Genomic DNA, 13,751 nt, shown 5'->3' with positions numbered 1-13,751 from the left:
TCAACAAGGTAGACACTAGAATAATGAAACCTTCTCTATTAGCCGTTGCCCTCACCGCTGCATTTATCAGTGGCTGTGGCACCTCAGAAACTCAAGCCCCTACCGTCAAACAAACCGCTGAAGCCACTGCCCCAGCACCTGCCGGGAAAGCGGAGTTAGGTCGCTTTGGTATCGACCTAACTGCTCGCAACGAAGCGGTTAAACCAGGCGACGATTTCTTCATGTACGCTAGCGGTACTTGGTACGACAATTTTGTTATGCCTGCGGACAAGACTCGCTATGGCGCGTTTTCAGCGCTAGGCGAACGCAGCGAAGAGCGCGTTAAAGAAATCATTGAAGACATTACTAGTCGCAGCGACTTGAATGCCGAAGAGCAGTTAATTGCTGACTTTTACGCCGCCTACATGGATACGGCCACTATCAATGAACAAGGCATTAAGCCGATTCAGCCAATGTTGGACGAGATTGCCAAAGTTGCCTCGACCGACGATTTAACTAAGCTGTTTGGCCAAGCTTGGATAAATGGCGGTGCTTCGCCAATTTACGGCGGAATGTGGTTCAACCGTTTAGATCCAAACGAATATCAAATGTCTATCGGTGCCGGCGGCATCGGCCTACCTGACCGCTCTTACTATCTAGAAGAAAGCGAACGTTTCGCAAAGATCCGCGAAGGTTACACAGCTCACATTGCGACCATGCTGGGTTTTGCAGGTTTGGATAACACTGAAGAGCGCGCCAAAGCGATTGTTGCTCTTGAGACTAAAATGGCCGAAGGCCAATGGCCTCGCGAAAAGCGTCGTAACCGCGACTTGACCCTAAACCAAATCGCTCGCAAAGACTTGGCTGCTGAATACCCAGATTTCAATTGGGACCTGTATTTCGAGCAAACAGGCTACAAAGTACCAGAGCTTAACATGTCGCAGCCTGAGCCAATCAAAGCCATGATTGCGCTTGTGAACAGCGAGTCGGTAGACACTTGGAAAGACTACCTGACCTTCCACGCCATTCGTGGCAACGCCGAGTTCCTTAGCGAAGACATCTACAACGCCAGCTTTGAGTTCTACGGCAAGCAGCTTAGTGGCCAGGCCGAGCCTCGCCCTCGTTGGAAGCGCGCGGTTGAAGAAATGTCCGGGACTCAATCACTGGGCTTCGCTATCGGTAAAGTGTACGTTGCCCGTTATTTCCCAGAGTCTTCTAAGAAGCAGATGGCCGAGTTGGTTGAAAACCTTCGCACAGCCCTAGGCGAGCGTATCGACAATCTGGACTGGATGGGTGAAGAAACTAAAGTAAACGCCAAAGCCAAACTGGCAGCGTTTAACCCGAAAATCGGCTACCCAGACGTATGGCAAGAATTCGACGGTCTTAAGATCAGCAAAGACGACTTGCTAGGCAATATTCACAATCTGCGTCAGTTCTTCCGCGACGACTCGGTTGCCAAAGAGCTTGAGAAAACCGACCGAAATCGCTGGGGCATGACGCCACAAACCGTGAACGCCTACTACAACTCATCGTTCAACGAAATTGTATTCCCAGCGGCGATTTTGCAACCTCCTTTCTTTGACCCTAACGCCGATCCTGCAGTTAACTACGGTGGTATTGGTGCGGTAATCGGTCACGAAATGGGCCACGGCTTTGACGACCAGGGTTCTAAGTCAGACGCCGAAGGCATTCAGCGTAACTGGTGGACCGATGAAGACCGCGCGGCTTTTGAAAAGCGCACTGCTATGTTGGTTGAGCAGTACAACCAATACGAGCCAATCCCGGGCAATAACGTGAATGGCAAAAACAGCTTAGGTGAGAACATTGGTGATGTAGGTGGTATCGCGATGGCTTACCACGCCTATCGTTTGAGCCTAAACGGCAAAGAAGCGCCAGTTATCGACGGTTTGACCGGCGATCAGCGTTTCTTCCTAGCTTGGGCGCAGGTCTGGAAAGAAAAGCGCACCGAGCAAAGCATGCTGAACCAGCTGCGCGCCGGCGTTCACTCGCCAGGTCGCTTCCGTGCGCTAGCCCCACGTAACCACGATGCTTGGTACAAAGCCTTTGACGTTAAGCCTGGCGACAAGCTCTATTTGCCAGAAGACCAACGCGTACGCATTTGGTAATCTGACTTAGCAGTCAAAACGCCCATAAATCCACTCGTTTATGCGAGTGGATTTTTTTATGCCCTCTCGCCGACAAATAGGATTGTCAATTCCGAGCTGTCAATAATCTTGAAGGGAGCTTCTTTGAGCTAAATCCAGCGCTTGTTTAGCATGTTGCCCACTTAACCGGCCGCCCCTAGTTGGTACCGCCGTGTTTGCTTAAACGATAGTGGAGACCGAAATGAAAGCCCTAGTTGCCGCAGCTTTAATGATGACCACCTTAGGGGTCAGCGCTGAAGAGTTTGTCGCTCCAGAGATGACCGCCAACCAACCGGGCTTTAATGCCACGGCAAATGCCGCCGTATTTGCCGGTAAAGGTCTGATTGGTGCCATGACCTATGGTAACTACAAGATTAAGGGCGTCGACGCCAATGGTGTGAACACCCCAATAAACACCAACCTCAAAGTCTTGTTAGCTACCCTGCACTACAACACGGGTAAAAAACTGTTTGGAGGCCACTACAGCTTTGGAGCTACTTTTGTATCCGGTGGGCTTTACGCACCAGGCTCAGAGCAAGACATGAATGGCAAGCTACTGTCGGTTTCCCGCAGTCCTTGGGTAACTCCCATCAAACTCAACTGGGCCTTGGGCAACGACTGGCATATAGCGGCCAACTATACCTTTCGTTTGGGTCTAGCTCAGGGAAATACCAACACAGATAAGACCTACGACGTTCATCAAATTGGTGCTCAAGCAACTTGGAATATCAATGACCACTGGCAGGCGAACTTCGCCTCTAACATTGAGCACCGCAGCAAAGATTTACGCCGGGGCCGCGATATGAAGCCCGGTACCATTGGCTACTTTGAGTCGTCACTGCAACGCAAGTTTAGCAATGGCATGAATCTGGGTGGCTATGTGTACCATGTGAGTCATCTGAGTGGTGATAAAGGCAGCAATGACGCTGGCCAATTGCTGGGTCGTTTCAGATCCCAAATGACTGGTGTGGGCTTAGAATTCGGCATGCCCATTGAGGCGATTAAATCCAGCTTGAGTATTCGAGTATTTGACGAGCCAAGCCATCGCAATCACATGCACGGTGTGCGTACCTTTATCAGCATCGCCCATAAATTCTAGACACAAAGAAGCCGCTATCTAAGTAGCGGCTTCTTGGGCTTCCGACCTATTAGTCGTAGGCACGCCAGATTGACGAGTCTGAGCAGTCGATACCCGAGTGGAAGGTATCCCAAGTGTTTTGATAAGGCACTGGAATTGGCTCAATGCCGTTTTCTTCCAGTATTTTCATCGACTTGGTACAGCTATCATCAATGAAATATTGGCCAGTACCGGTAGTCACACCGTTCATCGCACCCCGTTGCTGGTCTTCCAATGGAATTGGCAAAATCTTCCAGCCGTCGATGGCTTTAGGCGTATCAGTTAGGTAACCCCAACCTTCCACGTCTGGCAGACCACACATGCCTTCAACTAGGTTCATGTGCAAGCAGTCATGGTGATAGGTCAAACGGCTATCAAACCACACCACTTCCTGCTTAAAGCCGTAATCGTCGAACACACGACCGTACATGTCTTTACCCATTGGCACGCCACCGCTTACTAAGTGAGGGTCGATGTCATGAGCGATGTTGGCCTTATCCGCGGTGGCAAAGTGCCATACCAGCTGCTTGTTCGGGAACAAGCGATAGTCCGCTTGGTCGAAGCCAAATACACCGCCACTTGGCGCCATTGGATTTGGCTCTTTAGAAGGTGCTGGATACAAACGCGCATCCGGGTCTTCTTTAACGATACCTGCTACTGCAGCGGATGCCGCGGCCTCTTGGCCGTATACGCCTGGGCTCTTAGCGCGAGTCCACAGGTTGCGCAGAACAATCCAGTAGCCACCGCCATAGATAGACAAGAACTTAGAACCACCCCAAGACTTGTTGAAGTTCTCAATCTCATCTGGGTACCAACCCAACTTGTTGCGAATAATGGTGATACCAGCTTGCTCGTAAGCTTCGTCACGCGCTGCAATTTCGTTTACGATTTTCTCGTAGAGTACTGGGTCACAGTCTCTAAAGTGCTTACCCGCACGACGCTTCCAAGCCGCTTTAAACTCTTCGTCAGTATTGTCAGCAATCAAGGCTTTCAACTCAGCTGAGTCTGGATCAGGACCAAAGATAGAGAACGGGTCGCCAACGATAGCGGCTTTTAGTGGAGCACCGGCCCAGTCGCAGAACATTTTCAGTCCTTTGCCTTCGACCTGCTCCTCCCACATTTTGTTATAAACGTCCCACTGCTCTTTCTTGTCTTCCGGCTTATGTAACGGGTTATAAGCTAAATCGCGAACACTTGGATTAGACATAATTACCTCAAAAAAACGATAAAAAACGCGTCCTGCATCGGGTTTGCAACCGTCTTGGCTGCTTCAAGTTGTGCGCAGTATAAGGAATCGCTAAAAAAGACTAAAATAGTCTGAATCCCATTGAATGGGATGGTGGACGCAGATTTACTACTGGAGACTGGAATGCTTACCCTAGAACAACTGTCCGCATTCAAAGCTGCGGCTGAAACAGGCTCCTTTACCAAAGCCGCTAAACGCAAGGGTAAAGGCCTTAACACCATCAGCAACTCGATTATCAATTTAGAAGACTACTTAGGCTTTAAGTTGTTCGACCGCACGGGGCGTTACCCAAAACTCACTGATGAGGGGGAGCGGCTGTACGCCCAGGTCAAAGTCTTGTTCGCCCAACTAGACACCATTATTCACTCATCAACCGATGCTATGAGCCAAATAGAAACCAGTGTGCGGATTGGGCTTGGTGAGCTTATTCCCACTCAGCTGTTTGAGACTCTGGTACAAAAAGTATCTGTTAAGTACCCGAATACCAAACTCATACTAATCCGAGGCACCGCAGAGCGCTTACATCAAAGTCTGCTGAATGAAGAACTCGATTTAGGCGTCATGGTGTCTAAGGGCAATCCACCAGATGGGGTTAAGTTATTAGATACTGGTCTACTGAATATGGTGTTGGCTTGCTCCGCCGACTCGGAATTAGCTCAAGGCCCTGCAGTCAGCCAACAAAGACTACAGGCAACTCGACAAGTGGTTTGCCAAAGTATTTTGGACAATCCACTGCTTGCCAATTACATGTTGTTCTCCCCCAATTATTGGGAGACCACCAGCTTGGATGACTCGGTGGCAATGGTGGAACAAGACATAGGCTGGGCCTGCCTACCGGAACTCTTGGTTAACGAGAAAGCAGCCGCAGGAAGTTTAGTAAGATTTGACTGTGATTTCTTGGGAGAACAGAACAGTAAAATCCAAGTGTATTTGGATTTAGTAGTGCCAGAGCATGCTGAAAGTGGTCCTGTATCTCGGTTTCTTCTGAAAACATTACAAGAGCTTTTGTTTTCCAAGGCGGACGCTTAGTTCGAGGCTTTTCAACTCCATGTGTCCTCGCTAACTCGCAGCAACAAAACACAAGTATACCTTTGAGCTGAGAGACATTATCATCGAAGCGTCTTTCAATAAAATACTAACTAGAATCTCAGCGAGGGACTTTCGTGCTCAGCCTTACCGACATTGAAAATGCGCATAAACGCATCAAGCCTTTCATACACAATACGCCTATCCTATCGTCGCAAAAGCTCAATGAGTATTTGGGCCACAACATCTACTTTAAAGCCGAGTGCTTGCAGAAAGTTGGCGCCTTTAAAGCCCGTGGCGGTGCCAATACCCTCCTGTGGCTAAAAGAACAGGGACACGATATCAAGCGCGTAGTGGCCAACAGCTCTGGCAACCATGCCCAGGCGGTTGCCTGGGCGGCATCCCAGCTCGGTATTCCTGCCACCATTTATATGCCCACCAATGTCTCTAAGGTAAAAGCTCAAGCGACAGCCGCCTATGGTGCCGAAGTCGTCTATTGCGAGAACCGTCAAGAGGCGGACCGCAAAGTGGCGGAAGCACAAGAACAGCCTGGTGTTTTCTGGATCCCTCCGTTTAACCACGAGCAAGTGGTTTGCGGACAAGGTACCGCAGCCTATGAAGCGATACTGGAGCTGCGTGCTCAAGGTATAGACACTATCGATGCAGCCTTCGCGCCCTGTGGCGGTGGTGGCGCGATTTCTGGTACCCATATCGCCACCAAAGGTTTGTGCCCTGAAGCCAAAGTTATCGCAGCCGAACCACTGGCGGGTAATGATGCCGCGCAATCGCTACGATGCGGTGAGATTGTGACATTAGATCAGCAACCCAACACGCTGGCCGACGGTGCCATGACGCTTGCGGTTGGTGAGATCACCTTTGACTACCTTAAAAAACTGGATGGCATGATCGAAGTTGACGAGCCAGAGATTGCCTATTGGACACAGTGGCTTAGTCACTTGCTAAAGCTTCATGTAGAGCCCACCAGCGCGATGACCATGGAAGCGGTTAAGCGATACTTAAGCGATAAAACCGAAAAGCAGAATGTCTTGGTGATCCTTACCGGTGGAAATGTCGACAACGGCAAAATGAAGGCAATTTGGGAAGAGGACTACCTTTCTCAAGTTCCAAGTTTATGAGCTTGACCGCAATACTCTAAGGCTAGCTCGCTTGCGAGCTAGCGCTTATCCAACTTATCTACACAACAATCTCACTTTTACTTTTCACGCCTAGATGCACTCAACGAACCATAACCGGCCCCCTTTTCTCACACCCTTTACCTCTCTCCGTCTCTAATCAATCACAACAGATTAAACCTTCAAGGATATCGAAAGTACCTAACTACATAATTCAGCAACCTCTAATTATCATGCGCCCACTTGCCGAGGCTAGCGCTGTGCAAGATTTCGAAACGAATAGAGAGGTATTCACATGAGTTACGCAAAATACTTGTTGGCGTTTTCTATTGGCGCAATGGTTAGCGCCCCAAGCTTCGCGCAGGAAGAAGATATTAACTACGGCGATCCAACCGCCAGCTTTAAAACTTTTGGTGTATCGGTTTCTAATAAGAACTCAGCTCAAGCCAATCTTATGCTGGGTTTTGGAAAGCACATCCTTCAGGCTGACCTAACCAGCCAGTAAAAAGATGTTAAAGCGGGTGATAACTCTAAAGGCTTCGGCTACCGTGCCCGTTACTTCTACGTAAACGACGGACTGGGTGCCAGCCTTGACGTGATCGGCAGCGACAACAAAGCCACTCGCTCGACGACTGCAGTAGCCAGCGTTATCTACAAATGGTCTGTGACCGACAACATCATGATCTTCCCTATGATGGGCGTGGGTAAAACTCAGGTTAACAACAAGATTGGTAGAGCTGACGAATCCAGCTCGAACATTGTTCAGCCAGGTGTTTACGCCATGTACGCGTTTGATGCGGGTCACTGGTTGTACGCCAACCCTAAAATGACCCACACCCTATCCAAGCCAAACGGATTCGGTGCCAAAGACAAGTACGACGCCAACACTTGGGAAGTCGAGCTAGGTGGTGGTTACATGATCAACGATTGGTCTTCAGCCGAGTTCAAAATCGAACACAAGTTTGCCAACAACACCAGCATTAACGGAGTAAAAGGCAAAGACGACACCACTGCATGGATTAAGTACGCTATCTACTGGTAATCGCAAAGCTGATAAAGCATCAAAATAGCACTCAATTCAATTTGAGTGCTTTTTTTGGTGGGCACGAGCAGCGACTCGAGTCTGGTATCACGACTTTATTCTTCAAGGACAAAAAACCAATAATAATGGTTGAGCCTACCAACCAGATTAATAGGGTTTCAGCGAACAAATACGCGTTGATACTCATGCCTGTTCTCTTCCATGTGATTACTACCAACAGTCACTCTAAGCCATTGATACTTATGTATCGATAAACAAACCTAGCCCGTCGCTTACCCAATCCAAAATGTGCGCAAGATCACTCTTGTGTAAATATTCGACGAGTGCCTTTCCAACTAGCTCCCAGCTTTAGCGCTCAATTATTCAACACTGGCTAAAAGTTGATCGCAGTCAACCCGCTTACAACAATTTCCACACAACATTCAAACAATCGGCTGCGGATTCGCGGCCTGATTCACAAAAAAAGCAAAAATGCAGGGATAAAGTATGAATAAGAAACTATTACTGGCGGCCATGTTCGCCTCAATCGGCTTGGCCGGTTGTGGTGATGATGGTAAAGACGGCCCCCAAGGTCCTGCAGGGCCTGAGGGACCCCAGGGTCCTGAAGGTCCTGCTGCCCCGAGTGGCGTACTAATCGATGTTGCCGATACCGCATTTGTATCAATTGATAACGCCAATTATAACAGCGGCGTCATTACGGTAGACTTCTCCATAGTCAATGAAAGTGGCAAAGGCCTATACGGGCTAGACGGAACCAACGAATTCCACGATTTCCGCTTCTCAGTCGCTCAGCTAGAAGTCGATGCCGACAGCCCGCTAAAACAATGGAAGTCCCTGTTAAACGAGACCACCAACGAAGCCGGCACTACCTTTGAGCAAGGTTTCGAGAAACTCAGTGACTGCCCTGAATGCCTGACCGACAACATGGACGGCACCTATAGCTACTCGTTCAAGACCAATCTTGCAGAATTCGAAGATCCAGCAGGCGTTGAGTTTAATCCTGATATTACTCAGAGAATCGCCATTGAAATGCAGTTTGAATATGATGATGGCCATGAGTTAGCTGAAAATGCTCACTTCGACTGGATCCCTGCCTCCAATACTCAAGAAGGTATCGATACTCGTCAATTGGTGACTCTTGAAACCTGTTACACCTGTCACCAACCAGACAGCTTGCGAGCCCACGGTGGCCGCCGACTAGACATGGAAAACTGTCAGGCTTGCCACAATGGTATTGTGAGCGATCCTAACGGTGTTTCGGTTGAACTTGGCCATATGATCCATGCCATTCACAAAGGCAAAGATCGCAAGGGATTGGACGACTCAGGTAACGAAGCGCCTATGCCATACACTGTGGTCGGCTATCACGGCCCGCATGCGTTTGATTACCCAGCCTTCCCGACCAAACCAATGATGGATTGCGCATCTTGTCACGTGGATGATGAAAATCTGGCTGACAAAGATCTTTGGAAAGCCAATGCCAACGCCAATTCTTGTAGTGGTTGTCATACTGAGCGTCCAACCGGTCACGGTGCATTTAACCCACCGGCCGACAGTGTGTGTACCGATTGTCACAGCCAGGTAGATCACAGCAAGTACGCCGCACCGTATCAAGCGGCCAAAGACTACAGCGTTAAAGTGACTAACGTGATGGTTAACGATACCAACCTGATTGAGTTCGATGTACAAGTGATGGATGCCGAAGGCAATACTGTCACTGCAGACGAAATCTACCAGGAAGGCTATTCGAATCCGTACATGGTGGTTAGCTGGGATGTGGAGAAAGACTATCCTGAGTCTGTGGTTACAGCCGAAGGTGCGGACTTTAGCCTAGGTACTACCTATAACCATCGCCGCTTCAGCCTAAAAGGCGACGGTTCAACCACTTACGATGCAGACACAGGCGTATTCCATACCACCACTGAAAAACAGAGTTATGGTATGACTTACACCTTAGACGTCCCTCTCGACATCAAAGAGCGTTCGCTAGAGATTCTGCCAATACTTAAGGTTTGCTTTATCAAGGGCACCGCTGAGCGTGTTGCATGCGATAACGAAAAAGCTTACCCCGCATACGTGCAGACCGATGCGTACCGCGCGATTTTGAACGATGCCGAAGCTGAAGTCGCTGACCGTCGCACTATCGTTGACGAAAGCACCTGTTATGGTTGTCACAGCTACGAGTTCTACCACGATTCCAATGGTGTGAACTGTATTGCTTGTCATACCAACGACAAAGTACTCAAGGGTAACGGCACCACTTCTGATGGCATCGCCCTGCAAAAGTCGACCAACTTCATGTACAAAGGCCACAAAGCTGCTGGACACGACAATGGTCACGGCGGTAGCGGCACAATTTTGAAGTCAGACTGCTCAACCTGTCACGGTGCGACTGGTCACGAACTGGGCCGTAACCAAGGTGCTGCTCATACCCTGCCAAGCACACAGCGCCCAACCGCGGATGACCCGGTTGAGACTTGGTATGCCTCACCTGACTTGGCTGCTTGTATGAGTTGTCACCAGAAGTACATGTCTGCTTCAGCCATGGCTCACGTTCGTCAGAATGGCGCCTACTTTGGCGATGATAAATCTCAAGCGCAAGCCGCCGTGGAATCTTGCTCAGTGTGTCACACGCCGGCAAGCCTGCTTGAATCACATGGGCACTAAGCTTTCTTAGGCAACTGCTCAAGTAAAAGCCCGCCGCCTGCAAGGGCGGGCTTTGTTCAACCATAAAAAAGAGCCGCAAGGCTCTTTTTTAACGACGGCTCAAGGTCAATTAAGCATTCAGTTTGGCAAGGTATGCGGCTACAGCCGACTCCAGCGAAGTAAATTCCTCTGTGTGACCCGCCTTTCTCAGGTTCCCTAAATCCGCCTGAGTGTAATTCTGATAAGCGCCCTTTAGGTGCTCTGGGAACGGAATGTAATTGATTTCACCTTTGCCGTGATAGCTGATAACCGCATTGGCCACATCGTTGAAGCTGCGAGCCTTACCGGTACCACAGTTATAGATGCCAGACACCGCTTGGTTTTTCCAGAACCACAGATTCACCTTGGCCACGTCCTCTACGTATACGAAATCGCGCAACTGTTCACCGTGACCGTACTCTTCATCGCCCTCGAACAGATTACAAACGCCCTTGTCCAAAATCTGATTATTGAAGTGGAAAGCCACGCTGGCCATTGAACCTTTGTGCTGCTCAAACGGGCCAAACACGTTGAAATAACGCAGTCCAACAATTTGAGCGGTTGGCGTTTCAATGCGACGTACGTACTGGTCGAACTGGAACTTAGAGTAGGCGTAGACGTTCAGTGGCTTTTCGACTTCTAGCGACTCGTGGAACTGCTCACTACCGCCGTACACCGACGCCGATGAGGCATAGATAAACGGAATGCGATGGTTTTGGCAGAACGCCAGCAAGTCTTTGGAGTACTCGTAGTTGTTCTTCATCATGTACTTGCCATCCCACTCGGTAGTGGCCGAGCAAGCGCCCTGATGGAACATCACTTCGACGTCGGTAAAGTGCTGATTCGACTTAACCATTTCTAGAAAATCGTCTTTGTCGAAGTAGTCAGCAATTTGTAGGTCGGCCAGATTAAACATCTTGTGACCATCGCTCAAATCGTCAACCGCAATAATGTCTGTGCGCCCTTGCTGGTTAAGCATGCGAACTATGTTACTGCCAATAAATCCTGCGGCACCGGTTACGACGATCATTTTAACTCCTTAACTGTATCTGATTTCTGAATCTTACCTTGAACTTCAACGGCCACATCAGAAATCGTTTTATTCGAAATGTTTACCACACTGTCGTTAGCGCCTAGTGGACCGTAATTGTCCGGTGAAGTGGCGTTAAACAAAGCAATCACTGTGGTTTGTACGGCGGATGCCAGGTGCATAGGCCCGGTATCAGCGCAGATGAAGTAGTCGAGCGACGACATAAAGCTGCTTAGTTCGCGCAGATCGGCAATCCCAATCGCTAATGCAGCCGGATGCACCGACTCGCTCTGCCCTGGGGCGAGAATATCGACAATGATCAGTGAATCGCCTTTAGCCAGGTCGTCAATGAAGGCTTTCCACCAGCTGTCTTCAATTTTCTTCTCGTTGCGGGCGTCTCTAAACAAACCCACAAACACCTTGCCTTCCACATCGGTTGAGCGCTCAGATTTATGCAGCAAAGAAAATAGAGTCTCTTGACCTTGGGCGGCTTCTTCTGGGTGTAGGTTAATGTCCAGCGTGCGCTTGTACTCTTGATGCGGACCGTCAAAGCCATCCATCAAGGCTAATGGGATCAAGGCTTCGTGGTGTACACCTTCAGGGTAAGGCACCTTGATGTTCGCCGGCGTGTAAGCCCCTTCGCTATGAAAACTGAGCTTGTATTTGGCCTTGATCATCATGGTAGAGATATTGGCGCTACTCGAGCCGGCAATCGGTGAAATGGCCAAGTCGTAGTTATTTTGGTTGATTTCTTTGACCTGACGAATCAGCTCACCAGGCTCTTTGAGAATTTTGCGCGGCACCTGATAGACGTTGGTGACATTGTGCATTGGTTTAAGCACGGGTATCAGCAGCTTGGTACCAATCAACACATCGATTTGCGCTTCGGGAAACTTGGCTCTCAGGGCGTTAATCAGTGGCGTTAGAAATATGATATTGCCAATGCGGTAGTTAATTCGAACAATGAGGATCTTCTGAATCTCTTCAGAAGGAATTTTCTCTACCGACACTTGGTTACTGGTCAACTTCACCAGCAGTGCGTTCATCCAACCCCGCAAAGACCTACGAAGCTTGGAGTGAAAAGGAATTGCCATATTTTTATCACCTACTTTCCAGCGCTCAAACAGCTCGTCGCTTGCGCCGACTTTCACAAAGCTAAATTCATTAAAACGGACAAGCAAAACCTTGCCGCAAAAAAGCCAACCGCTCTGGTTAGCTCAAATGGATCATACCGAAACCAGTGTAGGGTTCAACAATAGTTAATCGCCAGCATATCAGCTCTAAAACCCCTGTTAGATCTCGTAATTTCCCCCATTCGCAGGCTTTGCCTTTCTTGACGGATATTCCCTGCTCTACTAACCGTTAATCAAGCCAAGATTCTAAAAGCGATAGTAAGGATTGATGATGAAACAAATTCCGTGGATTTATAGCGGTGCAATTTTGCTAGCAGCACTTCTCACCATCGCCGAAACAAGAGCCGAAGATGGCTGTGATGAGGCCTGTCAAGCCGCACGTAAAGCGCAAGACCCTCTGTCTCCTATTAAAGGGGTGCTCACCGATTTCACTAGCGCTTTTGGCCCCAAGACTTGGTCAAACAGCACTCGTGCCGACAACTATCAATTCCAACCCGTATACAGCTTAGAAAATCTCGGCGGTGGTGAGGGTAATATGATTCTAAGGGGGATTATTCCGCTAAACACCATCCCCCCTATGGGCGACAGAGGGCGTCAAACCGGCATTGGCGATACCATCTTGCAGGGGTTCTACGTGCCACCGGGACAAGACTCGGGTTTTAGCATAGGCTATGGGCCGCAAATCTCGATGCCCACTCGCTCGAGTAAAGACTTTGAAGGACCTGGCTGGGGCGCAGGCCCAGTGCTAGTAGGCTTCGGTGGAGCCGGACCTTTAGTATACGGTGGTATTGTCGCTCATTTGTGGGGACAAAATGGTGTCAGTTCTTCCCTGTTAAACCCTATCGTTTTCTACAACTGGTCCCTGTTTGGCGGCTCTTACATTGGTTATAGCAACTCAATTACCTACGATTGGAAGGCCAGTAGCGGTAATCGCTGGAACGCGCCCTTAGGACTTACCGCTGGTAAGGCTTTCGTGCTAGACAACGACAGTATTTTAGATGTGAATTTTGGTTTTTACGCGGTTCCCGCTAGAGCCGATACCGCTGGCGATAGACAGTTTAAGTGGGCTGTCTCTTGGATCATTCCGTAACCACAAAACCGGGAGCCAATTGGCTCCCTCTCCCTACAGCGCATGTGCAATAAATGCCAAACAGCTCTCATTTTTAATCCTTGTGCCGACTTAAAATCAAACAAACCCAAATAACATCGATAATCA

11 protein-coding genes are annotated in these 13,751 nt (G+C 49.2%); 8 read left to right on the top strand and 3 right to left on the bottom strand.

All coding sequences use genetic code 11. From position 1 onward, the window contains the following. Positions 1 to 23: 23 nt before the first annotated feature. Together CLC93_RS06780 and CLC93_RS06775 are read left to right on the top strand one after the other, a co-directional pair. Positions 24 to 2,105 (top strand): M13 family metallopeptidase, encoded by a 2,082-nt coding sequence (locus tag CLC93_RS06780; RefSeq protein WP_095505214.1) that lies wholly within the window; start codon positions 24 to 26, stop codon positions 2,103 to 2,105. 220 nt (positions 2,106 to 2,325) lie between these two features. Then, positions 2,326 to 3,222, top strand: coding sequence for a transporter (locus tag CLC93_RS06775; RefSeq protein ID WP_095505213.1), 897 nt, complete (start codon positions 2,326 to 2,328; stop codon positions 3,220 to 3,222). Between the two features lie 49 nt (positions 3,223 to 3,271). On the opposite strand, the gene CLC93_RS06770 is transcribed toward CLC93_RS06775, so the two are convergent. Beyond that, complete coding sequence (locus CLC93_RS06770) at positions 3,272 to 4,447, bottom strand: hypothetical protein (protein WP_095505212.1); 1,176 nt, start codon at positions 4,445 to 4,447, stop codon at positions 3,272 to 3,274. 162 nt (positions 4,448 to 4,609) lie between these two features. Here CLC93_RS06770 and CLC93_RS06765 point away from each other — a divergent pair, with 162 nt between their 5' ends. The 5 genes from CLC93_RS06765 (at position 4,610) to CLC93_RS06745 (ending at position 10,354) form a co-directional block, all read left to right on the top strand. Beyond that, positions 4,610 to 5,515: a LysR family transcriptional regulator gene (locus CLC93_RS06765; protein ID WP_169902866.1), complete on the top strand. Its 906-nt coding sequence runs from the start codon at positions 4,610 to 4,612 to the stop codon at positions 5,513 to 5,515. Positions 5,516 to 5,649: 134 nt separating this feature from the next. After that, positions 5,650 to 6,648: a serine/threonine dehydratase gene (locus tag CLC93_RS06760; protein WP_095505210.1), complete on the top strand. Its 999-nt coding sequence runs from the start codon at positions 5,650 to 5,652 to the stop codon at positions 6,646 to 6,648. Between the two features lie 292 nt (positions 6,649 to 6,940). After that, the gene (locus CLC93_RS06755; protein WP_095505209.1) at positions 6,941 to 7,150 is read left to right on the top strand and encodes a hypothetical protein; all 210 of its coding nucleotides are present in this window, start codon (positions 6,941 to 6,943) and stop codon (positions 7,148 to 7,150) included. Between the two features lie 90 nt (positions 7,151 to 7,240). Then, a complete protein-coding gene (locus CLC93_RS06750; RefSeq protein WP_095505208.1) occupies positions 7,241 to 7,687 on the top strand; it encodes a hypothetical protein in 447 nt (148 codons plus the stop codon). A gap of 486 nt (positions 7,688 to 8,173) precedes the next feature. Next, positions 8,174 to 10,354 (top strand): OmcA/MtrC family decaheme c-type cytochrome, encoded by a 2,181-nt coding sequence (locus tag CLC93_RS06745; protein WP_095505207.1) that lies wholly within the window; start codon positions 8,174 to 8,176, stop codon positions 10,352 to 10,354. 109 nt (positions 10,355 to 10,463) lie between these two features. On the opposite strand, the gene rfaD is transcribed toward CLC93_RS06745, so the two are convergent. Together rfaD and CLC93_RS06735 are read right to left on the bottom strand one after the other, a co-directional pair. Continuing rightward, on the bottom strand, positions 10,464 to 11,402 hold the full coding sequence (rfaD, locus tag CLC93_RS06740) for an ADP-glyceromanno-heptose 6-epimerase (RefSeq protein WP_095505206.1): 939 nt from the start codon (positions 11,400 to 11,402) through the stop codon (positions 10,464 to 10,466). After that, positions 11,399 to 12,448: a glycosyltransferase family 9 protein gene (locus CLC93_RS06735; protein ID WP_169902864.1), complete on the bottom strand. Its 1,050-nt coding sequence runs from the start codon at positions 12,446 to 12,448 to the stop codon at positions 11,399 to 11,401. Before CLC93_RS06735 ends, rfaD begins: the two co-directional genes overlap by 4 nt. A 355-nt stretch (positions 12,449 to 12,803) precedes the next feature. Between CLC93_RS06735 and CLC93_RS06730 the strand changes: the two genes are divergently transcribed. Continuing rightward, positions 12,804 to 13,625, top strand: coding sequence for a hypothetical protein (locus tag CLC93_RS06730; RefSeq protein ID WP_169902862.1), 822 nt, complete (start codon positions 12,804 to 12,806; stop codon positions 13,623 to 13,625). Positions 13,626 to 13,751: the final 126 nt, after the last annotated feature.

The sequence above is a fragment of the Paraferrimonas sedimenticola genome (assembly GCF_002282855.1).
GTDB classification, from domain to species: Bacteria; Pseudomonadota; Gammaproteobacteria; order Enterobacterales; family Shewanellaceae; genus Paraferrimonas; species Paraferrimonas sedimenticola.
This window is presented reverse-complemented; position numbering and strand designations above follow the sequence as displayed.